This window comes from Parabacteroides sp. HGS0025 (assembly GCF_000969845.1).
Classification (GTDB): domain Bacteria; phylum Bacteroidota; class Bacteroidia; order Bacteroidales; family Tannerellaceae; genus Parabacteroides; species Parabacteroides gordonii.
The window spans coordinates 1,697,710-1,723,176 of the sequence record NZ_KQ033902.1 but is presented as its reverse complement, the minus strand read 5'-3'; the positions used below and the strand labels follow the sequence as shown (position 1 = coordinate 1,723,176).

21 protein-coding genes and 1 pseudogene are annotated in these 25,467 nt (G+C 43.8%); 3 read left to right on the top strand and 19 right to left on the bottom strand.

Features of this window, described 5'->3' with window-relative positions; all coding sequences use genetic code 11:
• The first annotated feature begins 18 nt into the window (after positions 1 to 18).
• Positions 19 to 873 (top strand): hypothetical protein, encoded by an 855-nt coding sequence (locus HMPREF1212_RS06560; protein WP_046148826.1) that lies wholly within the window; start codon positions 19 to 21, stop codon positions 871 to 873.
• 62 nt (positions 874 to 935) lie between these two features.
• Here the strand turns inward: HMPREF1212_RS06560 and HMPREF1212_RS06555 are convergent, their stop codons facing one another.
• Both HMPREF1212_RS06555 and HMPREF1212_RS06550 read right to left on the bottom strand, forming a co-directional pair.
• A complete protein-coding gene (locus HMPREF1212_RS06555; RefSeq protein ID WP_028727523.1) occupies positions 936 to 1,580 on the bottom strand; it encodes a hypothetical protein in 645 nt (214 codons plus the stop codon).
• A gap of 5 nt (positions 1,581 to 1,585) precedes the next feature.
• Positions 1,586 to 2,101, bottom strand: coding sequence for a DsbA family protein (locus HMPREF1212_RS06550; RefSeq protein ID WP_232430047.1), 516 nt, complete (start codon positions 2,099 to 2,101; stop codon positions 1,586 to 1,588).
• Positions 2,102 to 2,210: 109 nt separating this feature from the next.
• On the opposite strand from HMPREF1212_RS06550, the gene HMPREF1212_RS06545 reads away from it, so the two are divergent.
• Positions 2,211 to 3,434 carry a DUF763 domain-containing protein gene (locus tag HMPREF1212_RS06545; protein WP_046148824.1) on the top strand — a complete coding sequence of 408 codons (1,224 nt, stop codon included), beginning with the start codon at positions 2,211 to 2,213 and terminating at the stop codon, positions 3,432 to 3,434.
• 490 nt (positions 3,435 to 3,924) lie between these two features.
• Here HMPREF1212_RS06545 and HMPREF1212_RS06540 read toward each other — a convergent pair whose 3' ends face one another.
• Together HMPREF1212_RS06540 and HMPREF1212_RS06535 are read right to left on the bottom strand one after the other, a co-directional pair.
• Complete coding sequence (locus tag HMPREF1212_RS06540; protein ID WP_046148823.1) at positions 3,925 to 4,380, bottom strand: hypothetical protein; 456 nt, start codon at positions 4,378 to 4,380, stop codon at positions 3,925 to 3,927.
• Positions 4,381 to 4,389: 9 nt separating this feature from the next.
• The gene (locus HMPREF1212_RS06535; RefSeq protein WP_028727519.1) at positions 4,390 to 6,120 is read right to left on the bottom strand and encodes a serine protease; all 1,731 of its coding nucleotides are present in this window, start codon (positions 6,118 to 6,120) and stop codon (positions 4,390 to 4,392) included.
• A gap of 339 nt (positions 6,121 to 6,459) precedes the next feature.
• Between HMPREF1212_RS06535 and HMPREF1212_RS06530 the strand changes: the two genes are divergently transcribed.
• Complete coding sequence (locus tag HMPREF1212_RS06530) at positions 6,460 to 6,930, top strand: helix-turn-helix transcriptional regulator (protein WP_046148822.1); 471 nt, start codon at positions 6,460 to 6,462, stop codon at positions 6,928 to 6,930.
• A gap of 24 nt (positions 6,931 to 6,954) precedes the next feature.
• Here the strand turns inward: HMPREF1212_RS06530 and HMPREF1212_RS06525 are convergent, their stop codons facing one another.
• From HMPREF1212_RS06525 to HMPREF1212_RS06460, 15 genes and pseudogenes are all read right to left on the bottom strand, one after another.
• A complete protein-coding gene (locus tag HMPREF1212_RS06525) occupies positions 6,955 to 8,139 on the bottom strand; it encodes an ABC transporter permease (RefSeq protein WP_046148821.1) in 1,185 nt (394 codons plus the stop codon).
• The gene (locus tag HMPREF1212_RS06520; protein ID WP_046148820.1) at positions 8,123 to 9,310 is read right to left on the bottom strand and encodes an ABC transporter permease; all 1,188 of its coding nucleotides are present in this window, start codon (positions 9,308 to 9,310) and stop codon (positions 8,123 to 8,125) included. Before HMPREF1212_RS06520 ends, HMPREF1212_RS06525 begins: the two co-directional genes overlap by 17 nt.
• Positions 9,311 to 9,322: 12 nt before the next feature.
• Positions 9,323 to 10,315, bottom strand: a complete 993-nt coding sequence (locus HMPREF1212_RS06515; protein WP_046148819.1) for an HlyD family secretion protein — start codon at positions 10,313 to 10,315, stop codon at positions 9,323 to 9,325.
• A gap of 35 nt (positions 10,316 to 10,350) precedes the next feature.
• Positions 10,351 to 11,784, bottom strand: a complete 1,434-nt coding sequence (locus HMPREF1212_RS06510) for a TolC family protein (protein ID WP_046148818.1) — start codon at positions 11,782 to 11,784, stop codon at positions 10,351 to 10,353.
• Positions 11,785 to 11,856: 72 nt separating this feature from the next.
• Positions 11,857 to 13,074 (bottom strand): MFS transporter, encoded by a 1,218-nt coding sequence (locus tag HMPREF1212_RS06505; RefSeq protein WP_046148817.1) that lies wholly within the window; start codon positions 13,072 to 13,074, stop codon positions 11,857 to 11,859.
• A 469-nt stretch (positions 13,075 to 13,543) separates the two neighbouring features.
• Positions 13,544 to 14,089, bottom strand: coding sequence for an FHA domain-containing protein (locus HMPREF1212_RS06500; RefSeq protein WP_028727512.1), 546 nt, complete (start codon positions 14,087 to 14,089; stop codon positions 13,544 to 13,546).
• 310 nt (positions 14,090 to 14,399) lie between these two features.
• A complete protein-coding gene (locus HMPREF1212_RS06495) occupies positions 14,400 to 14,747 on the bottom strand; it encodes a HigA family addiction module antitoxin (protein ID WP_028727511.1) in 348 nt (115 codons plus the stop codon).
• A gap of 204 nt (positions 14,748 to 14,951) precedes the next feature.
• Positions 14,952 to 15,653, bottom strand: a complete 702-nt coding sequence (locus HMPREF1212_RS06490; RefSeq protein ID WP_046148816.1) for an Ig-like domain-containing protein — start codon at positions 15,651 to 15,653, stop codon at positions 14,952 to 14,954.
• Position 15,654: 1 nt separating this feature from the next.
• Positions 15,655 to 16,509, bottom strand: coding sequence for a hypothetical protein (locus HMPREF1212_RS06485; protein ID WP_046148815.1), 855 nt, complete (start codon positions 16,507 to 16,509; stop codon positions 15,655 to 15,657).
• Positions 16,510 to 16,962: 453 nt separating this feature from the next.
• The gene (locus tag HMPREF1212_RS06480) at positions 16,963 to 17,418 is read right to left on the bottom strand and encodes an HU family DNA-binding protein (protein ID WP_028727508.1); all 456 of its coding nucleotides are present in this window, start codon (positions 17,416 to 17,418) and stop codon (positions 16,963 to 16,965) included.
• A 461-nt stretch (positions 17,419 to 17,879) separates the two neighbouring features.
• Entirely contained in the window at positions 17,880 to 18,239 is a 360-nt protein-coding gene (locus tag HMPREF1212_RS06475; protein ID WP_046148814.1) for a helix-turn-helix domain-containing protein, read from the bottom strand.
• 7 nt (positions 18,240 to 18,246) lie between these two features.
• Positions 18,247 to 18,351 (bottom strand): annotated as a pseudogene (locus HMPREF1212_RS27535) (type II toxin-antitoxin system HigB family toxin); the annotation flags it as partial.
• Between the two features lie 233 nt (positions 18,352 to 18,584).
• On the bottom strand, positions 18,585 to 20,267 hold the full coding sequence (locus HMPREF1212_RS06470) for a hypothetical protein (RefSeq protein ID WP_046148813.1): 1,683 nt from the start codon (positions 20,265 to 20,267) through the stop codon (positions 18,585 to 18,587).
• A 16-nt stretch (positions 20,268 to 20,283) separates the two neighbouring features.
• Positions 20,284 to 21,972, bottom strand: a complete 1,689-nt coding sequence (locus tag HMPREF1212_RS06465) for a RagB/SusD family nutrient uptake outer membrane protein (protein ID WP_046150261.1) — start codon at positions 21,970 to 21,972, stop codon at positions 20,284 to 20,286.
• A 13-nt stretch (positions 21,973 to 21,985) separates the two neighbouring features.
• A complete protein-coding gene (locus HMPREF1212_RS06460; RefSeq protein WP_087880886.1) occupies positions 21,986 to 25,330 on the bottom strand; it encodes a SusC/RagA family TonB-linked outer membrane protein in 3,345 nt (1,114 codons plus the stop codon).
• Positions 25,331 to 25,467 lie beyond the last annotated feature (137 nt).

The following is a 25,467-nucleotide window of genomic DNA, read 5'->3' as shown; positions in this document are numbered from 1 at the left end:
TAAAACAACTTCAATTAAATGATTACACAAATATTTGGAACAAACAATGCACTCCTTTATCCTTATGTTCAATTAATACTTAAAGAGAATATTGGTAAAAAATACTTTTTTATCAATGAAGAAGAATGGAAGTTAAGAATGGATGAATCAATCAATCAAGGTAACAAAATTTTCTGGCTAGAACTACTAAATAGAGTTCATTTTTGTTCAATTACAAATTTACTAAGAACTCAAAAATGGATCGATGCACTTACCTTAAGTTTTGAAAATCAGAATCTACTATCTTTTTGCACATCAATGAGAGGACTTATTGAATTTGCAACAGATTCATATTATACATTTGCAGCCATCCCATATCACCTAGCAGATATATTTTCCGAAATTGAATCGATATTTGATACAGAGAAAAAAGAAATCGTCATAAATCAAGCTCTTGAAGATGCTTTGCTTCATTATACATTTGCAGGAAAGCACAGAAAAAAAGATAATCGTTCAAAAATTTATAATGCGAAACAGATAAAAGATTATATTAAATACGCAGATGAAAGTGGTAAAATCCAAGCTTTATATGAACATTTATCTGGATTTACCCATCCTTCAACAGAATCAGTAACATCATTTTTAAAAATACAAAAACATGAAATTGGTGAATATTTAGAAGTCATAGATCAAGATGAAGAAACAATACTTAAACTAGTTAAGAATAATCAAAAATTATTTGATAATATTCTTTGCTTATCTATTTATCCATCACTTTTCAACCTAAAAATATTATCAATGTTTAAAATCGAAAACTTTAAAAGCAAATCTATCAATTCATTAAACTTCGATCAACTTACAATATGGAAGGATATAAAATCAAAAATAAAATAATATAACTAAAAGTTTCCCATTTCTACTACGCATTACAAAAAAGTATCTATTTTGAATAAGACTTATTGTCTCCGTCCCCCATTCCTTCCGCTTGTATTCGATCTGTCATTCGTTTTTGACTGACTGTTTGTTGGATTGGTGTATTGTTCTGTCCGGTTACTTGTTCCGCTGTTTGAGGGGCGGGTTACTTCTGAAGGCTTCGTCTGTGGACGGCTAGTTTCAGGACGACCCGGACGGTTGGATTCAGGACGATTCGACTCCGGACGATTGGATTCAGGGCGGCTGGGTCGGTTCGATTCCGGTCGACTCGGACGATTCGGACGGTTGGGTTTGTTCGGACGATTGGGATGGCTGGGATGATGATCTGGTGGATAAATGTAAATCGGACGGCCATAATCCGGGAATACCATAGGAGGCGCTGCCGGTGGCAGGTAATTTACATCGTCATACAGATACTCGTAACCCGTCAGGTAGTTATCCCAGAACTCCAGGGCATATACTTCATTTCTGCCTGTCCGGTACTCCAACACTTCCTGCACATAACCATCTTTCTTGTTGACAGCCAATACCCGTTCGGGAGGCCCCATAAGGTTCTCCACTTCGGCAATGGTCATCCCGGTAGTCAACATCCCCAAATCGAGATATTTGTAGGCACCACAGGCAACCAACAGGAAAGAGGTCAATATAACCAAACTTAATTTCTTCATGATTACTAAGATATTAAAGACTCCAGATACTCCACGAATTCGGAAGTCATCCAGTTGCCGTCATAGAGTTCTCCGTTAACGAAGAATGTCGGTGTTCCCTGAACATCGTTCTCTATACCGGAGTCGTAATCGTCTTTCACCTTCTGGTAGAAACGATCTTTACCGAAATCCGCTTCAAAATCAGCGGCGCTTATCCCCAATTTCTTCGCATATTCCAATAAGTAATAGTCATCCAACGCATTCTGATGCTCGAAAAGGAGATCATGCATCTCCCAGAATTTGCCGTAGGAACCGGCTATCTCCACAGCGATAGCTGCATGCAACGCATGCGGATGCAATTCTGTCAGAGGGAAATTACGGAACACATATTTAATCTTGCCGCCGAACTTCTTCTGTATCTCTTTGACTATATGATAAGCTTTTCCGCAGTAAGGACACTGGAAATCCGCATACTCAATTATTTCTATCGGTGCATTGACCGAACCTTGAACATGATCGTTCTTATTTACTTCCAAATACATATCTGTTACTATTTGATTTCTAAATAATAACATTGCTACCATTTCTTTTGTTGCTTTATTAGCATTTCATTAACTGATTTGATTTTGTTTTTTATTTACCTTCGCATATATGAAACGAGGTACAGCTGATTTACCATTACACTACGGAACAGTCCCACCCTGGCTGGCTCAACGGATGAGTTTGCTTGGAGGAGCTATCGCCGAAGCGATCGTCATCGAATACGGCCGCCCGGAATTATTACGACGATTAAGCGATCCTTTCTGGTTCCAATCGCTGGGATGTGTACTCGGTATGGACTGGCATTCGTCCGGCATCACGACATCTGTGATGAATGCGTTGAGGAAAGCGATCAATTGCCGGTCGGAAGAACTGGGAGTCTATATTTGCGGAGGAAGAGGTAAGTTTTCGAGGGAGACGCCCAACCAACTTCTGGAAGTAGCCGACAAGACCGGGTTGAATGGAAACGAGTTGGTCAGACACAGCAAACTGGCAGCCAAAGTAGATAATACAGCCGTACAGGATGGTTTCCAACTTTATCTGCATACATTTATCGTTACTAAAGAAGGGGAATGGGCGGTTATACAGCAAGGGATGAACCCGAATGAGCGTATGGCTCGCCGCTATCATTGGCTTTCTTCCTCCCTGCGTTCTTTTATGGAGGAACCTCATACTTCTGTTTGTGGCAGAAATCAGGGATTGATACTCAACCTGACGGATAAGTTGGCTGCTCCTACCAAAGACGGGATTGTGGAATTGACCAAAGAGACACCGGATAAGCTGATGCGCGAGGTATCCATTATTCTGCCTAACCACCATGAGGTGAAAGCGGAAGATGTGAACCTGAAACGACTAGGTGCCGCCTTGCTTCTGGCACACGAGACGAATGTAACTGATATGGAGTCGTTGCTTTTGCTGGAAGGAGTCGGCCCGCGTACGTTGCAATCACTTACGTTGGTCAGTGAAGTGATACATGGGACTCCCTCCCGCTTCTCTGATCCGGCACGTTTCTCGTTTGCTCACGGAGGGAAAGACGGGCATCCGTTTCCGGTTCCGACAAGCGTCTATGATGAGACAGTCGAGGTATTCGATAAAGCGATACGCCAGGCGCGTCTCGGCGATAAAGAGAAATCGGATGCTTTAAAGAATTTATCCAAGATATCCCAGGAGATGGAAAAAGGATATACTCCGAGTAATTACTTCGACGACTGGGTACAGCATGAACGGGATACTTCCTATAAGTATGGTGGAAAGACTGTTTTCGGCGATGCGAAAAAGCCTTTAAAGAAAGAGGATAAAGGAAAGGGAGGAATACAATTAAGTTTATGGGATTGATTATTACTTTTCTCTTGAAAGAAAAGTAACCAAAAGTTCAAGGCTGCACCGGCTTCGCTGCTACGGCAAAAGACTACGCTGTCGTCTGCGAACTCGCTACGCTCAAACAGCGCAGTCTCCCGAACGCTTCGTCTTTCACCTTCGCGGACGCTCACCCGCTGAGGCCTTTCCAAGAACGCTCCGCGTTCTATGGGGATGGCCGATACTACCTGTTCTACAGATACAGCCTGTTCTACCACAGTCCTGTCATCCCGTGCTTGACACGGGATCGCTAAAAAAACAGACGGTGTCGGCAATCCCCACAGAAAGCTTCGCTTTCTAAGAGAGGCCTCAGCTGGTGAGCGTTAAGCGCAGCAGCCGGAGTGAGCGCCCGGAGCATCCGCTGTTTGAGCGAAGCGAGTTCGGAGGCGACAGCGAACGCAGGATGCGGAGTAGCGAGCCAGGTGCAGCCTTGATCTTTTGACTACTTTTGGATCAAGCCAAAAGTAGATTACCTTCTGACTAACGTATATTTATAAGCCGTCTCCGTACAATCCTGGATAAACAATGTATCGCCACTGATTGCTAACGGGTAGGAAGGGTTGGTTGCATAAAAGACATCCATCAGGTAAGCTTCATAGCCGGCACCCGTATCAGACTTTCGCCAGTTCAGGTCGCCGGGTTCGTCTTTGTTGTCTTCCGTCCAGACATATTTATCTCCGTTGAATCGGATAAAAGTGTTTTCAAACTCGCAGGTTTCGCGGGCATTCTGACCACTGACCAACTCCCATTTACCGTCCACCAATTCTTTGATTTCCGGTAATGTTTTATCATAAAGAGTTGTATTAACAGAAGCTTGCGCTTCAAGTTTTACCTCTTTTTGTCCCGATTTGCCTTTGCAACCGGTTGTTCCCAGCAGGCAAAATCCCAGCATGGCTACAATAAAAACACTTTTCACCTTATTCATATCCGGTATTTATTTACAATGTTCTTTTATCAGTCGTTCTGCCAACGGGTCACCCAACTCTTTTGCTTTGTTCAATGCTTCACAAGCTTCGGCTTTCTTTTCCAGACGCACATAACAGATACCTTTCAGACGATAGCAGGCTGCAAAATCGGGAGCTACCTTCAAGGCATTATCGATACTTGCCAATGCGTCGTTATAGTTTTTCATGCGGACATAGACGGAAGCCTCTTCGGCACGATAGTCGGGAACATCCGGACTCAGGCGGATCGCCTCTTTGATATCGGCCAGGGCACCTTCCAGGTCGTCGGAACGGAATTTAGCCTGTTCGCGATAATAGTAGAAGCTGCTGCCCACATCACCATTCATAGCCTTATAATACAAATCGTAGTCGGCAATAGCGGCATCATATTGAGACAGACGAAGTTTCCAGTCGATACGTTCGAGGATATAAGGGCCGGCTTCGGAAGTAAGCGGCAAACCGCATTTATCGATCGCACCGTCCAGAAGGGCAATGATATCACCGATATTGAAGCCTGTAATATTTTCTTTCGCTTTAGCAGCCCAGTAAAAAGAAGTGGGCGATGCCAGATCGCTGTTGTTCACGATCATATATTCATTATATGCCTGCTCGAAATCACGCTGGAAGAAATAGATATCACCGGATAACTGATGATAGACGGGAAGGTCTTCCTCCTCGATCGCTTTCCGGATTGTTTCCTGTGCAGCCTGTACAGACCAGGTTGGATCGGTCAAAGTGGTATCTCCGGCGGCTACGTTATAGATCAGTTTTGCCTGGTTGTAATAGACATCGCCTTTTTTGTCGCTATATTTTGAAGCGGTGTTGATGTCTGCCAGGGCCATATTGAGATATTTTGCCTGTTCAGCCGGTGTGGAAGCCAGTTCTGCACGGCGGCTGGCATAGTGGGAAGCACGGTTCAGGTAGCCGTCTGCCGAATTCGGGAAAGTGGCGATGAAATCATTCAACGTTTCCAGATAACTTTTAGCATCTTGTGTGCTGCCTTTCAGGAATAAAGCGACCTGGGCTTGTTCCACATCGGCGGGCCATGCTTTTTTAATACCTATATTATTATAAACCGTATTCAGGAAATCGGTAGATGCGATAGCCAGGCTATTGACATACGAAGCAGAAACGGCATACGAAACGTCCTTTTTACCGGTAGCGTCCGCCTGTGCCAGTCCGAACACCCGGCCTTCGGCATCCAGGATCGGTGAATTTACCCGGTCATCTTCCAAAGGGATAGACAACTTATAATAGCTGTAAGGATCTTTCAACTTACTGACTTCGGTGATTGCGCCTTGTGCAAAGACTGCGTTTTTAGCCGTATTGTAAGTCAACAAATAGGCTTCCGTCCCCACTGCCAGCGGATCGGAAGCGATCGGCAGGAACTGAACCTTCTTGGGTGTTTCGGCTTTTACTTTTATAACGTCGTATAGCTCGTCGGCACCGATAACGGTTGTCACCGGATATGTTTTGCCTTCCGTATCGGTTGCGGTTGCTTTTTCCGCGCCTTTAAACAGATCGTAAGCGGCAAGGATATCACCCGTTTCAGAAACAAAAAAACCTGTTCCCGAGGTCAGTTTGGCTCCGTCTTTTCCGTATGTAGTGATTAAGACAACGGCTTTTTTACTTTTGTCCATCCATTTAGGGGCGTTTTTCTGTGCTGTTACCGGCAATAGATGGCAACAAATCAAAATAAATAGTAGTAGTGTTCGTTTCATTTCTTTTCTCATGTTATCAGATATGCCGACAAATGTAATACTTTATTGCCTTCGTAGACCTCCAACAGGAGAAAAAGATCGTGTCATGTCATTTCTACTTACATGAATTTATATTTACATCATTTGAAAGTATAATTCTTATTTATAAATTTATATTTTCACTATTCGAAGATATAAATCGATTTTATAGATTTATACATACATCATTTGAAGATATAATTTTATTTATAGAATTTATATTTACACTATTTAATAGTATAAATTCACAAAATGAAATTATACTTTAAACACGTATTGATATAAAAATGTATCTTTGTAACGAATTAATACCCTATAAAGATGAAAAGGAAACCGCAATTTACCGTCCAGCAACTATTCGTACCTCCTTTTACGACCATGCGCCGCTATCACGAAGACGGGACATACGAATACGTTCCGCTGCCGGACACCCGCATCCACACAGGGCTCGATGTGTTCGACGAGATGATCTCCCTCATGAGCCGCCAGGTCTATTCCGCACGGCAACTGGCCGTCAGGCTGGGCGTGAAAGAGCCCGACCTCAGCGGCCTTGTCCGTATCGCGACCGGCCTTTGCCTTTCGGAGTTCGTTGCGGCCTGGCAATTGCTGATGGCGGACGAACTGTTGCGCTACACCGACCTGCGCATGACTGAAATCGCCCGTTATTGCGGCATGGGAAAAGGTGTCAACTTCACGAACCGCATCGTACGTGCCCATAAATGCCCTCCACTGACCCGGCGATGGGAACTGCGCCAAAAGAACGACCTGGGGCGCTTCAAATTACCGTCGTAAAGAAGCTCCCCCGGATCTGCGCAATCAGCGATGCGATTTCCTTATATTATACCGGTATACCAGGCAGGCTAACACGAAATAAACGGCACATTGTATCCATAGCGTAATATATTCCGTATGAATCCCGGCCATCGAAGCGCCCATCGAATTCAGCTTCACATACGCCAAGGTTGCCGGGGCCGCCGGGATGAGATAATGCGACAGTTTCCAATACCAGGGCATCAGTTCCAACGGATAAGACACTCCGGAAAGGAAGATCAGGCCGACGGAGAAGAAGGCGATCATCAGCAGAGGTGCATCCGAGTCTGTAAAGAACAGCGATGCCGTCAGGCCGAAGAAACTGGTAGCCATCAGGAACGGGATAAGCAGCATGATGATATTCCATACATTCCCTATGTCCGGCAGATCGAAGATCAAAGGGATCAGTCCCAATAAGAACAGGGAAAAGACGGCATACAGCAGCATATAGACAAACGTCTTTCCGGCGACAAGCCGCATGGCCTGCCCCAGCGAAGGCGAATAGTTGCGCAAGAAACGGAATTGCCGCTCGTCGCCGCTGACCATACCGATCACCATCAACAATGTCTGGAACATAATGACGATCAGGACAGCCGGGATCAGATAAGTTCCATAGCCTTCCGTATAATTATACAGGGCGGTTCCGACCACATTGATAGGCTGCACAGAAGCCAGTTGCGCGGCATCTTCGGAAGGAAGGAAGACCAGCATTTCCGGGCGGAAACGATCGTTAAGCGCCAGCATGGACGAAGCCGAAGCCTCCTGCATCGCCAGGTAGTAAAGGAAAGCGCTGGTCGTTTCATACATGATAAAGACCGACTCGTCGCCACGGGAAACGCGGTCGGTAAAGTCGTATGGCAAGTAGAGGATACCGGCCGCCTCGTCCATTTTCATCAACTCTTTAGCTTGTACGTTATCCTCGCCCGTAGCGATCACATCTACCTGCGGCGTGGCATTGAGCAAGCGGATATATTCGCGGCTCAGGGCTGTTTTGGAATTATCGACAACAACGACCGGGACGTTACGAACCAGGTCGGGGGCATACATATAATTATATAGCAGCCCGTACATGAATATCCCTCCCATCAGGACAAGCACAATCGCAAAACTACCCGCAATCGTTTTAAACTCTGTCCGGATGATAGAGGATATATCGGCCAGGCCGGCTTTTATGTTATTTAATATTTTCATACTTATGACTTAATATAGCTCTTTTTAAATGTGGCAATATCAGCAATGCCACGAGTATAAAGCAGAACAGGGCGCTGAAGTTCCACCAGGTATAGGCAAACCCGTAATCTCCGTAAAGCAGGTTCTGGTTGATCTCGACAAAATGACGCACCGGAAACAGGAACGAAGCATAATACACCGGGGCATACATGGCCGCAGCCGGGAAAGTAACGCCCGATAAGGTGGCTCCCAGCGAGCCGACCATCGACACGATACTGATGATAATACTGATTGCCGGAAACAAGGAGAACAGAAAGACGGCCAACGCCTGCGTTGCTATCACAAACAGGACGCTCGTCAGGTTCAACGGCCAGAAACCGCAGGAGAAAGGGATATTCATCATGCCGAACATGACGTAATTCCCCAGGATGCTCATCAGGGAGAAGATGACGGTATAGGGCAACAGTTTCCCGAAAAGGGCTGTCACCATATTCATGCCGGCAGTCTGTAACCAGTCGTCGCCGGTACCGAATTTGATTTCGCTACCTACGGCATAGACCGTAACCAGCAGGATAATCACCTGGAAGAAGATGAAGAAGAACGGATTGCTCAGGTAGACGGAGTAATCAAGATCGGGATTGAACAATGGATGGTTCTGTGCTTCGATCGGCACCAGAAAGGTCGTTACCTGCTTCTGGTTGATTCCCATAGCAACGGCCTCTGCAACGATCGGCGACATAGAGAGCGTCCGCAGCACAGTCTCGAAAGCACCTCTTACCTCACCTCCCACACTCAGCAAGGCGTAGTGATAATAGTAGGATAAGGTGGCCTGTCTCCCACCCGTCACATTGGCTTCAAATTGATCGGGGATCACCAGATAGCCATATATCTCCTTTGCCTGTGTCGCTTTACGGGCTGTCTCGGCGTCGACATAATGCCGTGTCACCCGGAAAGTGGGGACAGCCTCCACCTGGCGGATCACCTCACGCGACAAGGCTGTCTGATCCTGATCGACAATGCCCACCGGAATGTTCTCCATCTGCCCGTTTCCGAATATGGTGGACATGAAGAAGATGCAGAACAGAGGCAGCACGATACAGGCTCCGAAATACAGCCGGCGCGAAACCATCCGGCGCAGTTCCCGGTGAAGTACGTTGTAAAAAGGACTATGTTGTTTTTTATTACTACTCATAGACGGCACCGATTACTGTTCTCCCAAGTTAACCAGGACTGACATTCCCGGGCGTAGTCCGTCGACCGGCTTTACGGGAAGGGCATGGATTTCGAATGTCCGCAAGTCGTAGCTTCCGGTTTGTTTAGTCGATTTCCAGGTGGCAAAACTGCCCAGGGGACTGACATAATTAATTTTAAACTCAATATCTTTTGTTGCGATAGCGGGAACATCCGCTTTAAAGGTTCCTCCCATTTTGAATAAGGGAAGGCGGTCTTCACGCACATTCAGTACGACGTGTACATCATCCAGTACGACCAGGTTCATGATAGGCATACCGGCTCCAACCAGTTCACCACGTTTCGGGAAGATAGTGGAGATCTGACCGGACTCGGGAGCTACCAGGCGGGCATCCTGCAAAAGGGCTTCCACTTCGTTTACGGTACCCTGTGCGGCTGTCACCAGCGAACGAGCGCTTTCTTTATCCTGTATCTGTGCACCGTCCAGCGCCATCTGGTATTCATTATAGCACGCCCGCTCGTTGGCGACGGCGGCATTATAGAGGGCTTCCACTTCGTCTTTGCGTTGGGAAGTGACTACACTGTCTTTATAAAGAGCCGTGATACGGTCGTAAGTTGTTTTAGCCAGCTGAAGGTCGGATTTCGATTTGTTCCACAGTTGAAGCACAGAGGCGACGATCTGCTTCCGGGTTCCCTGGTCTATCTTTTGATTCTGGAACCGGGCGATGTTCTCCAATGCATTCACCTGCTGATATTTTGCCATGGCTTCGGGACTATTGATCACGACAAGCGTATCGCCGGCCTTTACATTCTGTCCTTCTTTCACCAGAAAGGTATCGATTCGTCCGGGCAGTTTACCGGATATGCGTATTTCGGTCGCCTCGATCTGGCCTTGCAGGATGACCGGCTTCTTCTTCAACAAAAGCATTCCGACACCGGATATGATTATGACGGCGATCAGCACCACGATAAAGGAGATCGTCAGGTATTTTTTTGTATTATCCATAATTATTATTTGTGTTTAGTTTTATTCGATTTGTTTCATATTATCTCTGTCGTTCCTTCCAGCCGGTACTGATGGAATGCTTCCGGGATACCGCAGATAGACAGCAGGTTGATCAATGCGACATCATACTGGTAATAGGCCAGCAGAAAAGCGGTCTTTACCTTCGACAGCATCACCTCTGCATCCACCACCTCGGTAGAGGTCGCCATTCCTTCCTGAAAAGACTTCTGGCGGATACGAACCAGTTCGTTACTCATTTCGAGCGTTGTATTCAGGGCTTTTACATTATCGAGTGCATTCTGGAGTTGGGTGTAGTACTTGTCTACTCCTACCTTCAGATCCGTCACCGCTTTGTCTTTCCCGATAGCCAGCGTCTGGCTGGTCAGACGGGCTTGGCGGATCTTCTTTTCGCGGTTCAATCCGTCGAATATATTCCAGGTAAAGCCGATACCTATCATTGTGCGGGGCATCAGGTATTTATCCACGCCATGCGAGTAAAGCGTTTGCTTTCCGAACAAAGCGATTTCCGGGAGATAACCGGAACGGCCGATCTTCAGTTCATTCCCTGCTATATTTTCCTGTAGTTTCAATTGGTTGACCAGATAGTTGTTGGCGGGGACTAACTCTTTAAAGTAATCGGCGGAAGGGATGTTCTCGTTTATAAACAGGGAGGTCGTCGTGCTGATTTCTTTTCCTTCCTCCATATTCAGCAGACTTTTCAATGCCTGTGCAGCAACCTCCAGATCCTTGCGGGAAGACTCCAACTCGCGCTTGGCCTCATCCATACTTACCTGGGCAAAGAGACGTTCGGCACGGTTTATCATTCCGTTCTGTTCCAGTTTGAGAGCCTGGTCGTAATGTGTTTTCAGGGAATTGTAAGTGGCTTCCTTCACGGCAACCACCCGTTGGCCGAGACGCAAGCCGAAATAACTTTCAATCAGCAACGATTGCTGATTGGCATTTACCTGTTCACGGTTGACTTCGGCTATATTGACCATCGTCTTTCCGATCTTACTACCCCAAATACGTTTTCCCCCGGTGAAAAGCGGCCAGGTAACATTGGCATCGACGGACGTGATATTCTGTGAGATAAGCGGAAGTGTCAATGTGTTCTGCCCGATCTTATCCAGAATAGAGGAAATAAACTGGTCGTCAGGGATAATGGAATGAACAAAATCTTTTGCAGGGTCGGTGAATTGATCCAGCGGCTGTCTTACCTCCACCGGATTCGACATATGTACAAAGGCACCGGCTGCACTGACGGAAGGATACCAGAAAGAGTTCAGCTTCTGGTGTTCGTTCTTTGCTAACTCCACCTCTTTTCCTGCTATCCGAATGCTCCGGTTCTTCTTTTGAAGCAGCTCCATCGACTGTTCCAGACTCAGGTCGACAGTCTCTGTCTGGGCAAAAGTAACGGCAGGGAAAAAGAGTAGCAAGCCAATACTGAAATGCGTTAAGTTATTAATCATAAATGCGTTTAAATTTAGTTTGTGCGAAATTTATGATTAATAACAAAGCCCTCTCGGGTATTGTTCAGCGGGCTAACTTCCTTTTTTAGAGGCTTTCTTCAAGTCGGGCAAAAACCAGGTGACCAGCCCGATCAACGGCATATAAGCACAAACATTATATACACTTTCAATACCATAATGGTCGGCCAGATTCCCCAATACAGCCGAAGCGATCCCTGCCACGCCAAAAGCAAATCCGAAAAACAATCCGGAAATAAGTCCCAGCTTATAAGGCAGCAACTCTTGTGCATAGACCAGAATAGCCGGAAAAGCAGAAGATAAAGTCAGTCCGACACAAAAACTAAGTACAGCCGTCAGATACAAGCTATGTACATGCGGCATCAATAAAGAAAAAGGTGCCGCCCCCAGGATGGAAGCCCAGATAACATATTTACGTCCCACCTTATCACCGATCGGCCCTCCCATCAGTGTACCAAGCGCAGTCGCTATCAGAAAGATAAATAAGAACAACTGCGAAGACTGAACACTCACACCGAACTTCTCGATCAGATAGAACGTATAGTAACTGTTCAGGCTGGCCATGTAAATATATTTGGAGAAGATCAGGATCAGCAGGATGGAAATGGAAAAAACAGTTTTCCCCAGAGGTAACGGCATTTCGACATGAGACTTTGAAGAACCGACATCCTCGCGCTTAAACCGCAGAAGCAAGCCTTTGTACCAACGTCCTACCGAAGTCATTATCAGAATAGCCACAAAAGCAAGGATAGAAAACAATGCAATATGCTTTCTCCCGTAAGGAGCCACCAGAATAGCCACCAGCAACGGCCCCAACGACCCTCCCAGGTTCCCTCCTACCTGAAACAACGATTGTGCCAGTCCTCTCTTCCCTCCCGAAGCCAACGATGTCAACCGCGACGCTTCCGGATGGAATATCGACGACCCTACCCCGATCAAAGCGACAGAACACAGCACCCAATGTAAGGAGTTGGCAAACGCCAGACTGAGCAAACCGATCAGAGTAAAACTCATCCCGATGGGCAACGACCACGGAGAAGGATGCTTGTCGAAGTACAACCCGGTAAGCGGCTGGAAGACGGAAGCTGCGGATTGATAAACCAGTGTAATCAATCCGATCTGTGCGAAACTCAATGCCAGATCGTCTTTAAATAACGGATAAACTGCTGTAATAACAGATTGTAACGAATCGTTTATACAATGCGATATGCTCAACGCAACTAAAATCCGGAAGGTAATCCCACTTGCCGACTCTACCTTATTTTGTCCCATTTGTAACCTCTATTGCCTATTGAGCCGCAAAAGTACATATAAAATAATGGATAAGGAACCTTCCGTCCGGTATAATTAGACGAAATAGTAAGTCAGAAGTGTTAAAAAGAGGCAGAAATCAATTGTGAAAATATTCCAATTAACATTTAGATTTACTGCAAGAAAGGAGTTCCCAGCTTTGGTTTATAAAGCACTACCTGCATTAACACTGGCTTTTAGCAGAACCTTTCTTTCAGTTCTTTTTGATTCTTTATGTAAACTACTTTGAGCCAAACGGCCTTCCAGTTGTTTTATCGTTGAACAACTAAACAAAAAGCATGAATAATGAGAATTAAACTTTAGAACTGTACCGGAGATGAAAGGAAATCTTGTATCCATCTCTCCCGAAACCTACGCCAATTCCCCCTATCTCCCTTATCGCCCTGATGTAAGAGACTATTTTCACTCCGGTACAGCGTCTAAAGTTTATTTAAAAATCCTCTTCTTCCTCTCCTTCATTTGCCGTATGTAAAATAAAAGTAGTAGCTCCCATAGTAATGATAGCTCCCTCTCCTATTCGTACCTGCTCCTTTTTCCCCAGCAGAACACTCCGGTAGAAAGTACCTGTAAGACTGGGAAAGTCGCGGACGGTATAAATAAATTTGCCTTCTTTGTTCTTTTTCACATTAATAATACAATGCTTACGTCCTACACTGGGATCGGCGGTAATAATCGGAGCGTCTACTCCCTCTGTATCTTTGTTACGACGGCCAATCACATTATCCCCCATCACAAGCGGCAGATCCTGTTTAAAACCAAACGCATTTTCTATCACAGTAATGTAGCCACAAGAGAAATCCGGTTCTTTCACCTCTTTCTCCTGACCAGACTCCGTACGCACGGTCTTTCTTCCCAGCTTTATCTTAAATTGGGAACCGCATTGAGGGCACACAAAAGCCAACACTTGTCCATCCGGATACTTGGTTTCATCAAACGATAACTGATTATCACATTTGGGGCAGAATATTCTTTTCATATCTTTATTTGAAGCATTTACGTTTAAAGGAGTACAAAGATAAGATTTTTCTACGGATACAAAGATCAACATCCCTATAAACGCAAAAAAGGCTATCCATCACGGACAGCCAATCTTCATTGTTAACCTTAAATCTAATACCATGAAAAACACAGTGCAAATATAGAGACTTTATGTTATGTAGCATAATATTTCGCTTGTTTTTCTCATACCTTTAATATGATTTAACAAATATATGCTACATAACATGTTTTTACGGCATATTACTATGCTAAGATTTCACTATTCACACGGATAATATTTTCTAAACTCAAAGCACTGCAGCAATTTTACGCACTTCTGCCAGTCGCTCCATAAATGTTTTGTCTTTACGGGTAGCCTGCATATTGTATTTAAGTTGAAGGCGCATCAACGGTTCTGCATCGACTCCCAAAACGGCCTCAAAAAGTAAAGCTGTCTTTTCTGTGACTGGACGATGCCCGTTCAAGATTTCGTTCAAAACAGAATATGCTAACCCCATTTGTTTCGCCAGCTTACGCTGTGATATTCCCCTATACTCTATCTCATCTTTCAAAATCTCCCCCGGGTGAGTCGGGTATGCGGGAGTAAGATTATTAGCAGTCATTTGGGGATCTCCCCCTTGTCCAATAGCACTCATATCAATTCTTCCTATTTATAATGATTCGACAACTCTGTTATATTACATATCGTAGCGATAATTTCACCATCCAAAGGATACTTTCAATGGATCACCCAGGAAAATGTTTTTACAGCATATTTATACTATAAAAACTCCGGTAGCAATCGGAAAGAAATCCAATTACTACCGGAGAAAAGTTTGGGTTGGCAGAATGATACGATTCTACCGTTTTATCACTTTAACAACCTCACTATCCATGCGGATAAAATAGACTCCGGTAGGATATGTCTGCATCGTGATTGTATTCCGTCCAGTCTGACACTGGATTTTTTCACATACTTTACCTGATACATTTATGATATAAATCGTTTGTGGTTGTTGCAAATCGGCATAAAGATAATCCTTGGTAACAGTAGGATATATGCGGTTGCTGCTATTCACCATTTCTATTGAAGTAGGATCGGACTTGACCGTCACCTCGCACTGATCTGCAAAAACACCGCTAGCCGAAACGACCGTTACCGTAGCCTTTCCCTCTTGCAAGGCAGAAACAACACCATCCTTTACCCCCACTACCGAAGGATCTGACGAATACCAACCGAGCATCGGGTTATCCACCTCTGCCGGAGAAAAAGTAGCTGTCAGTTGTAACTGCTCCCCAACCTCCGCCGAAACCAGATCTTTTTCCAAAGTTAGAGCCGAGACGTTCGTATATTCATTGGCTGTGGAAACCACCTCGATAAAGCCGTAAGATAACGGCGCTTCAACAGTCATACCTTCAAAGGGTTGACCTCCGATAGCTGTCAATAGAATATCGGAAGTAGCTGTTTCTTCTCCTATAAAACTAAAAGTTCCGTCCAGTACTTGGGCTTGAAGAGCGGGAAGAAGAAAGAAGGATGAAATGAAAATTAGTAGATATTTCATGTTATTCATATTTTCTATCTATAATTTTCAGTGTAAAAGGATATTCCTTTAGTATAGTACCATATTTATTCTTTATAAGCATTTTCAGTTCATGAGTTCCTTTCGGTATATTATAAGCAGATATAAGACAGTGATGCCACATTGATGTAGAAGGCAATAGGACATGTTCTCCGTAAGGTTCATCTTCTGTCCCATAACTATCTCCAATCTTAGTTCCAGCGGGCCAATTTTCTATAACAGCATCTAACTCCTGATCTGTTCCATCTAAATATATAATATCCGGTTCAAAACTAAAGTATCCTGTCCCTATTGAATTTGCTTCCTCTTCTATTATATCTCCCCTCAAGACTTTGGTTAGCTCTTCAGCGTCATCATCTGACATAATAACAAATTTTGCAATATTACCGCTACCATTACCGCTTTCACCTCCATTCTCAACCGTTCCGGCTTTTGCCGCATACAACGCATAAGGAACAGGCAACATCTGTGTTGTCGAAACTTTTTCGTAATTACTTCCACCGGTTAAGTCCATGCTTAACTGTAAATAATAGGTATCTGCTCCCCAATCGACGGAAGAGAATGTACCTGTTTTGCGTGTACCTTGACCGATCAGGAGATTGACCGTTCCGGTTTTGCTACTTGTTGGAGAATGCGTTTCGGAGAAAACGACAGTGCCGGTAGTCGAACCTTTCAGAATTTCAACCTGGATGCCTATTGGCTTTTGGGCAACCACTTTACCTTGTGCATCACGTGCTACAGCCTGGTAACTAACTGCTTGCGGCATCTTATCCTGTGCCTGCAAGAAACATGTGGCGAAGAGCCACATACACAATAGAAAAATACTTTTTGTATTCATCTGATTTACATTTAAAATATTAATAACTAGTGACTAGTTCTTATAAATCAGCATATACAAAAAAAGCGCGGGATTCGTCTGTCACTTATCCCGTACCTCAGGCCTTCGCATGCCCAACAAAGAGGATAAGCAACGTTGAAGCCCACGCCGATATGTACAAAAATATACATTCATGCGCCAAAAGACGCATGAAGTATACAATTTCACAAATCACCGCAGACATCTACCGCTGCCCTGTCTTCTCTTTGTTCAAAGTTGCGAAGTTTGAGATACCGAAGACAAGACGTCAATAAACGCCTTTCAAATATATGTCTGCTCCCACCCGTAAAATCGGCGTGAGAACGAGACAAAGATATAGACTTTTTCTTTATTTCCAAGGCTTCCCTGAAAAATAAAACTCCCCGAGTCGAAAAATATCGACCCGGGGAGTAACTTTTAAAATAACATCGTGAACTATTCGATTACCGGTCTGTCGTCCTCACCTCCGGAAGGAGAATCGGATTCTTTAGTATCGTTAGTACTGTCTTTGTCATTGAAATCCATTCTCATCCGCTCCATCATTTCACGTAGTTCCGCACACGGAACAAAACGTAATTTCATCTTTCGGATGGATTCAGCATTTGCATCCTTTTCAACAAGGCTACTCTTGGCATTAAAAGACGGGATAAAACTCCCGAATCCTTCCACCTGCACAGTGTGCCCCTGTTGAATGAAGGTTTTCATGGAAGAAACCAACCCAAATAAGGTTGCTCGCACCATACCTTTGTTAACACCCGATATCAATGCGATTTGCTCGCAAAGATATTCAAATCCCACTGGGGTTGCCCTTTCGGGAACCACCACATACTTCTCGGTCTTCGATTTATCGAAACCGAACGACTTTTTGACACGTCTGAATTTTAGTGCCATATTTTATATAAATAAAATGATTATAATAAGGATCGAAGAGATACTCTACCCCTTTTCTTCCCCCTTCTAGAAGAAAAGTTTCCCTCCCACTTCTTGCAACAGACTTACTTTTGTAAGAGTGGGCAAAATGTTGTCGGCAGAACAACTAGCCGACCGGCTTAATTTAGATTTAAGCCAAAATAAATGCTACTAGTTGCATTTATTAAAATCGATGAAGTCAATCTTTCTTGACAATACAAAGGTAGTATTCTTTTTCTGATATAACAAAATATTTTTGAAGATATTTCAATAAAAAAATGCCGTTCAATCTAAACACAAACCTGCTACTAAACAATGGCTAAGCCTACTTACTAAGTAAGGCGAAATCTACTTAATAAGTAGACTGCAACTTACTTCTTAAGTAACCATACTGCCTACTCGATAAGTAGCTGTCGGTCTACTTATCAAGTAAATAAAATAGGTTATACTCCGAGTATTATATTAGCATCAATATTCAGTTTCCGATTAATTTCCCTGGCAACTTTCAAAGTCGGTTCACATTTACCAGAGATATAATCACTAAGCCGGGAAGGACTTACTCCTATCAGTTTGGATAATGATTTTTGATTAAGTCCCATTTCATACATGCGAAGTTTTAGTACATCCACCAAAGTTGGTTCTCCTAAAGCATAATGCTCCTCTGAGTAATCAGCCACAAGATTAGACAAAAGCTCTAATTCTATGCTATTAGGATCATTCAGTGGAGTATTGTCATCCACTAGTGGAAGAAGTTCCTCTACCCTTTTAACTGCCCATTCATATTGAGCCTGATTTTCTTTCATAATTAGTCCACTTACTCTGTTTTACTATCGTTGTCCATTCTTGAAGAGCGACTCTTGAGTCGGGATACTTTTCTGCATATTCTTTTAATGCCTGTTCCGTAAATATCCCCATTGCTATTTATTTTTTACAAAGGTAGGAATATGGTTCTATATTTCGAAATGAAATTTCATATTTCAAAACCAAAATAAACAAATGTTATTTTGGTAGAACGCAAAAAAGGCTATCCATCACGGATAGCCTTTCTTTACACAAAAGCGTCATGGTATGCAGCATATTTACCGTACCTTTAATATGGTTAACGAAATATACTACATACCATATTTATTATATAGAAATCATCTTTCTCATTGTATGGGTCTATCTATTCCGGCCGGATTCAAGCCGGGACCACCACCTCCTGTATATCCTCGGCTTTCACCTGTTTTCCAGGGAGAAATCCAAAAAGCATACAGGTCACCGTCAGTTACATAGAATTTTATTTTCACGACTTTATCAGTAAGAGAGGACAGGTCTTTTCCGGATTTCCACGTAACCATTTGTTTGGTCGAATTTAAATCCTTCAATACTTCACAGTCATCTTTGGAAAATCCGGAGATTACTTTTCCTTTTTCATCCAATATCTCTACCTGCAAGTTTTTAACCTGTGCATTAACAAAAAAGTACTTACCGTCAAATTTAATATTTCCGGTAGTGAGGAAACCCTGCCCCGGAGTTTGCATGGAAACAAACCCGTCACGACGTAAGGTTGCCATACCCGTGGAAGTAAAACCATCCCACATGACATCGTTTTTCATTCTTCCGCTGGAATACAGATACAGGGAATCACCTACAATCAGCGGTACGCCGATAATCGATTGCATATTTCCCCAGTTCCATGCCCCGTCCGTTTCATTGACACCCATAATCGGTTCATAAGTAGGACGATAAAAATGGAAGCCATCGCGGCTGTATCCCATTCCAATCTCATTCCTCTTTTGAATACCTAATTTATCGCAAACATCATTCTCCGGCCCTTTCCACATAGCATAAAATCCCAACATGACACTCTCATAAGGCATAGCATCAAAGTTATAGATGGCAGGACGTACATCCGGAAATTCAGGATGCACCAACTCCTTATCCGACGGAGTAAACCATAAGACTATATTTTTATCTTTGATACCCGCCGCCAACGAATGTGCCACACTGACAGCCATTTCCGGATCTTCATTTTCCAGATATCCCCTGGAGCGTCCGTCCGCTTTAGCTCCTTGCCGGAGACTCAGTGCCCATTTCCCGGTGAAAGGATTATAGAAAGCTGTAGTACGGTCGCCTACCGGCCCGGATTGAGCCACCCCTTCCGACCAGTGTATGCCATCTTTCGAATATTTCAGGATCACTTTCCAGCCACCCCGGTGCTTCTCCACATTGAAAAGTTTAAAACGCTTTTCCGGATCCGGACATGTTTTATCCAGCCATACCGTAGCAGCATCCCTATCACAAGTATCGACAATATTGGTACCCGGTTCCACATCCATATTAACCTTCTCCCACTGTTTACCGTCAAGCGATTCGGCATAACAGGTGTAAAAACTCTGGCGGTGTTTATGCATAGATCCCGCACCGGCCAGATACCACATTTTGAATTTCCGGTCAGTCTCATCATACCAGATGCCATCGCTGAAAGGAGCTGCATAAGGGGCACGTTCAAACGTATATTCCCATTCCTTATCCGGTGCAAGTACCGGATTTCCTTCGTAAAACGTTGCTTTGTGAGAGACACGCTGCATATCTGTTTCTGCAATGAGAAAATCATCGACAAACAACTGGCGTCCGAGATTAATCGGGATAACAGCCGGTTTGTTTTCAATATACGGCAAAGGCATTTCACGGCAAACGCCATCATCCACCATACCCGGAGGCCAAAGCTCCGGAAGAACTATTCCATTATGCAAAGTTTTGCTATTGCCTTCTACCGGACAATTGTTTTGCGAAGAGACACAACCCGAAAGAAAAGCAGTGCATATCAAATAATAAGCTATTTTCATGTTATCTTTATTTTAATTACCAACCTGGATTATTCTTAATTATATACGGATTACCTTCTACTTCATCGATAGGCAGCGGAATCCACTCATTCTTGTTTTCCTGGAAACCCATATACTGAGCTCTGCTAAACTTCTTAAACAAAGGATCGGAAGCTTCCAACTCACGGAAACGTTCCACCACTTTTCCCCAACGAAGTAAATCAAAAAAGCGAAATCCTTCGTAAGTAAGCTCCAGAATACGTTCATTTTCGATCGTTTCCATATTTGCATCTGCAATATGAGGAACACCGGCCCTGTCACGTACACGATTGATCGCTTCCAACGGGGTTATATTAGCCGTAGCTTTACCTCCCATTACGACTGCTTCAGCATACATCAGCAAGACATCCGAATAACGAATCATTCTCCAGTTGACACCTTGTGCACGGCCATTGAAAAAATGAGCTCCAGCATCGTCTGTTGGAGGCAGTGTCCAATCCATCCATTTTCTGCTACACATCTTATATCCGGCAGCCAGTTCATATTGTTCGCCGAATGTACCGTCTTTGGATCCCATCTCTGCCTCCCAGTTTTTATTTTCCAGGAAAGTCACTTTCATTCCTTCCGGATTAATAATTTCCGGAGCATTATCATTAAAAACAAACGACCCGAACATCCGTGGATCAGTCTTTCCATCAACGGTCTTTGAGGCAACAAATTTGTCATATAACCAATTATGCATCACTTGTGCAGAACTGTTCGAATTTCTGTTTTTATTCATGATACACATTTTACAACGGATATCATTAAACAGGCCGCTATCCACAAAACCGGGATTAAATCCGGTATTCAACACACCGACAAATTGTATTTCAAAAATAGACTCATCGTTATTTTCATGAGTTACGTCGAAGTTCCACGAATAATCGTCTACCAGTCGGTAATTGCCGCAATTTCCATTGATGATCTCAGCAAATGCAGCTGCCGCCTCATCATAATAAGTCGTTTGTGAAGTACCGTATTTAGGCTCTATGCCCGAACGATACAGATAAGCTTTACCCAAAAGGGCACAAGCTGAAGCCCTGGTAACACGGCCTTTGTTTTTTAAGTCCCAATAATCCTTACCCGGGAGCAGGTCTTTCGCTTTAATCAGATCACCTATGATAAAATCCCAGGCCTCTTCCGGTGTTGCCTGCGGTTTATATTCATTTGGGGCTTTTGGTAATTCTTTGATTAAAGGTATGTTCCTGTAATTAATGAATAAGAAAAAGTGCGTGAATGCACGAAGGAAATAAGCTTCACCCAGATAAGCATCATGCTGTTCTTTATTACTAAATTCAAGATCAGTTAGACTTTCTATCATCTGGTTCGCCTGCGATGCAGCCGTATACATCAACTGAAACGGCTGTACCAAAGAATAATACGAGGGAGTAAATTCCTCGTTATAAGCACCGGGTACACCATAATCGGCTACTGAACATCCCTCATCACTACGGGTCAGCATCAACCCGAAGCCACAAGCACCCAGGTTACGCGGAGTAGATATGTAACCATAGATACCCAGAACTCCTTTGTTACAATTTTCCGGTGTAGTATAGAATGAGTTTACATCCAACTGATTCGGATTGACAGACAATTCGTCAAAAATGTCTTCACAAGAAGTCATCATCCCGGTAATTACGAAACCGATGACCCATATTAATATTTTATGCAAACTGTTTTTCATATTCATACGAGTTTTAGAAAGTTAAATTGATACCGATATTATATACTCTGGAGTTCATTGTTGCTTCATGCGGACTCTCCTGCGCCTGCCAGAATCCATCCACTCCTCTGTCGAACAGCGCGTTGGAACTAACTTCCGGATCATACAGCGGATACTTGGTGATAGTGAACAGATTTTGCACACCTGCATAAATCCGCACCAGATCGACATGGAACTTCTGCAACAACTTCCTGTCAAAAGAATAACCGATCTGTAAATTCTTGCATCTGAAATAAGAACCGTCTTCTACATAAAATGTACTTGGTAGCGAGTTGATACCCGAACTATTCTTGCTATTCAGCTTAGGAGCCTCTGCATTCGTATTCTGCGGAGTCCACGAGTTGTAAAAAGCATCTTTCAGAATGGCACTGTTGGCACCGCCGAAATACCAGTCGTACTTCATCAAAGCAAAGACATCATTGCCTTGCGTACCCTGGAAGAAAGCGGTCAGATCCCAGTTCTTATAACCGACATTGATGTTCAACCCATAAGTAAAATCCGGATGAGGATTGCCGATAGCTGTTTTGTCGTTTTCATCGATCTTTCCATCCGGTTTTCCGGTCAATACACCATCTACGCTACCATTATTATCCTGGAAAATAAAGTTTCCGTCAGCATCAAAACCATCGATCACATATCCCCAGAATGTACCGATAGGAAGCCCCGGCTTCGTAATGGTAGGACGGTCGTTGAATGAACCGCTCATCATCACTTCCGCCTTGATAGGTTGTACCCCTTCGCCCAGACTCTTCACATTATTTTTCAATGCCGAAATATTGGCTGTAACACCCAGGCTCCAGTCTTTCCAGTCTTTACGATAACCTACCGTAAATTCAAAGCCTTTGTTCTCTACCGACGCAGAGTTGAAAACAGGTAAATCACCTCCATTTGTCATAATGGTCTGCCCGGATGAAGCCAAAGGCAGCAACGGAGCAAGCAGGTCATTGTTATCTTTCCAGAAGTATTCGGCCGTGAATGATAATTGATTATTCAGAAATGCCATTTCTAATGCGATGTTTTTAGATATAGATTTCTCCCACGTCAGGTTCTCCTGAGCAAATTTAGTAACATAACCGTTCATCACACTTTCCTGTCCGGTTTGATTTTCACCGAACACTGATGGAATAGGGCCGTATGCCGTGGAAAGGAATGAATAAGGATCAATAAAGTTTGCCCCTAATTCTCCATAGCTGGCTCTAATTTTCATTCTGCTGATCCAATCGATATTAAAGAATTCTTCTTCATGTATATTCCAACCAATAGAGACAGAAGGGAAATACCCTACCCGGTTTCCTTTGGCAAATTTTGAAGACTTATCACTACGGATACTTGCAGAAACAAGATAGCGGTCTTTGTAGTCATAGTTTAACCGAGCGAAAAATGAAAGTAAAGCCGAATTATATTCCTCGCTGGTTATATCTCCTTTTCCATTATAGATAGTAATACTGGGGCCTCCCAGATCCGTAGAACCCGAACCGATTCCCATTGTTCTGTAATATTCACGCATCCAGCTGGTACCTATCATTGCGTCGAAAGTATGACCTTCAAAAGTATTCTTATAAGTCAATATATTATCGATCGTATAGTTGAATCGCTGCCCCCGGCTTTCCGACAGGGAGTTGAGCGTCCGGCTGTAATCCGGATCCGGGTCACCATTGGCATCCCAGTTGGAATCGAATGCAATGGAGCGGGAATAATTATTTGTGGAAATATAATCACCACCCAGTACAAGCTTATAGTCCAGCCCCTTAAACAAGTTCAATCCTATGTTTAAGCTACCTGTTACATTGACTGTCTTATTTCTTCTGACGGTATTGGAATAAGAAGCGAAAGGATTCGTCACCTTACTTTCGTTCACGTAAAACTCCCTGCCTGCCGAAACATATCGTCCTTCGGCATCTGTCATCGGCACGGTCGGAATCCCCATGACCATTCTTACTTGTGGTTCTTTATTCGTGAATGCGGCAGAAAGTGTTTCACTGACAGTCAGACGGCCTTTCTTGAAAGTTCCGTTCACACGTGCATTGTACTTCTTGAAACCGGAGAACTCCATAATACCTTGCTGATCGAAATAACCGATACTGGTATTGAAAGTCGAATATTCACCGCCACCGGAAATAGCCGCATTCAGATTATACATAGGTGAGTTTCTTAAATAAGCATCCTGCCAGTCCGTATTGATACCCGGATCAGTCGGATTTACATTTTCCGGGGCCTGGGTCTGATTACTGGAATTAGCGACAAGCTGCTTTGTATATTCACGATGTTCGTTTGCATCCAGGAAATCTAGGTATTTGGAAGGTGTTTGCATAGAGTAGTTTGCGGATATCTCCACTTTCGCCTTCCCCTTCTGACCATGTTTCGTTGTGATCAGAACTACGCCGTTCGCTGCCCGTGAACCATAAATGGCAGCAGCAGAACCATCCTTCAATATTTCCATCGACTCGATATCCGACGGATTCAACGAGTTAAGGCCATTGTTTGAGAATGCACCGTCGATGACATACAGAGGCTCCGTAGCGCCGAATGTACCGGCTCCGCGCACAAGTATCTTTATATCAGCACCTGCTTCCCCTCCTTTTTGCAATACTTCCACACCAGGAGTACGTCCCTGCAGGGCAGATGCCACGGAGTGTCCCACTTGTTTGTTCAACTCCTGGGCAGGAACAGTAGCAACAGAGGCTGTTAAACTGGATTTCTTTTGTGTACCATAACCGACAACAACCACTTCTTCCAGCTGTTCCATATCTTCTTTCAGAGTGATATTGACATTTCTCCTCCCCTCGACATTAACAGAAAGAGTCTGGTAGCCAACAAAACTGACTGACAAGACTGCACCGGAAGACACTTCCAATGTAAATTTACCATCCAGATCTGTTATAGTTCCATTGGTTGTTCCTTTTTCCAATACGGATGCTCCGATTACAGGTTCTCCTCTTTCATCGGTTATCGATCCGGTCACCTTATTTTTGTTTTCAGCAACCACCTGCCTCGAAATAAGGATATGTGATCCCTGTATCGTGAAAGTACAACCGGAGTTCTGCAACAACACTTTCATCAGATCGCCGACAGTTGTTTCCCCCGAAGTTGCAGGAGCCGGACGCGAAGTATCAAGTATTTTCGCATCATAATCTACCGACATCTTTGTTTGTTTCTCTATCTGCTCAAAAGCAGTACGGAGAGAAATATCCGTTCCGGTCAGATGAACCTTTTGATTTTGTGCTTCTACCAATGGTGCAAAAGCCAACAATAGGAATGTAATTAATATACATGAAAAGATTTTAGTCTTTTCTGATTGTATTAGAAAGGTAATTCGCATATCTTTGTGTGTTATTATTAATATGAATACTATTTTAATATTTCTTGAAATGTTTTTGATGGTATTCTATGATTTCAAAATACGGGGAGGAGATTTTGCTGGTCGTTCTCCCCGTCTTTCTTTTATATATGCTGTGG

Coding starts and splice junctions, on each gene's coding strand:
- HMPREF1212_RS06470 (WP_046148813.1), bottom strand. CDS start 20,267: ATGAAAATAGCTTATTATTTGATATGCACTGCTTTTCTTTCGGGTTGT.
- HMPREF1212_RS06505 (WP_046148817.1), bottom strand. CDS start 13,074: ATGGGACAAAATAAGGTAGAGTCGGCAAGTGGGATTACCTTCCGGATT.
- HMPREF1212_RS06555 (WP_028727523.1), bottom strand. CDS start 1,580: ATGAAGAAATTAAGTTTGGTTATATTGACCTCTTTCCTGTTGGTTGCC.
- HMPREF1212_RS06480 (WP_028727508.1), bottom strand. CDS start 17,418: ATGGCACTAAAATTCAGACGTGTCAAAAAGTCGTTCGGTTTCGATAAA.
- HMPREF1212_RS06520 (WP_046148820.1), bottom strand. CDS start 9,310: ATGAGTAGTAATAAAAAACAACATAGTCCTTTTTACAACGTACTTCAC.
- HMPREF1212_RS06525 (WP_046148821.1), bottom strand. CDS start 8,139: ATGAAAATATTAAATAACATAAAAGCCGGCCTGGCCGATATATCCTCT.
- HMPREF1212_RS06510 (WP_046148818.1), bottom strand. CDS start 11,784: ATGATTAATAACTTAACGCATTTCAGTATTGGCTTGCTACTCTTTTTC.
- HMPREF1212_RS06465 (WP_046150261.1), bottom strand. CDS start 21,972: ATGAAAAACAGTTTGCATAAAATATTAATATGGGTCATCGGTTTCGTA.
- HMPREF1212_RS06560 (WP_046148826.1), top strand. CDS start 19: ATGATTACACAAATATTTGGAACAAACAATGCACTCCTTTATCCTTAT.
- HMPREF1212_RS06485 (WP_046148815.1), bottom strand. CDS start 16,509: ATGAATACAAAAAGTATTTTTCTATTGTGTATGTGGCTCTTCGCCACA.
- HMPREF1212_RS06460 (WP_087880886.1), bottom strand. CDS start 25,330: ATGCGAATTACCTTTCTAATACAATCAGAAAAGACTAAAATCTTTTCA.
- HMPREF1212_RS06500 (WP_028727512.1), bottom strand. CDS start 14,089: ATGAAAAGAATATTCTGCCCCAAATGTGATAATCAGTTATCGTTTGAT.
- HMPREF1212_RS06490 (WP_046148816.1), bottom strand. CDS start 15,653: ATGAAATATCTACTAATTTTCATTTCATCCTTCTTTCTTCTTCCCGCT.
- HMPREF1212_RS06515 (WP_046148819.1), bottom strand. CDS start 10,315: ATGGATAATACAAAAAAATACCTGACGATCTCCTTTATCGTGGTGCTG.
- HMPREF1212_RS06475 (WP_046148814.1), bottom strand. CDS start 18,239: ATGAAAGAAAATCAGGCTCAATATGAATGGGCAGTTAAAAGGGTAGAG.
- HMPREF1212_RS06495 (WP_028727511.1), bottom strand. CDS start 14,747: ATGAGTGCTATTGGACAAGGGGGAGATCCCCAAATGACTGCTAATAAT.
- HMPREF1212_RS06550 (WP_232430047.1), bottom strand. CDS start 2,101: ATGTATTTGGAAGTAAATAAGAACGATCATGTTCAAGGTTCGGTCAAT.
- HMPREF1212_RS06530 (WP_046148822.1), top strand. CDS start 6,460: ATGAAAAGGAAACCGCAATTTACCGTCCAGCAACTATTCGTACCTCCT.
- HMPREF1212_RS06545 (WP_046148824.1), top strand. CDS start 2,211: ATGAAACGAGGTACAGCTGATTTACCATTACACTACGGAACAGTCCCA.
- HMPREF1212_RS06535 (WP_028727519.1), bottom strand. CDS start 6,120: ATGAAACGAACACTACTACTATTTATTTTGATTTGTTGCCATCTATTG.
- HMPREF1212_RS06540 (WP_046148823.1), bottom strand. CDS start 4,380: ATGAATAAGGTGAAAAGTGTTTTTATTGTAGCCATGCTGGGATTTTGC.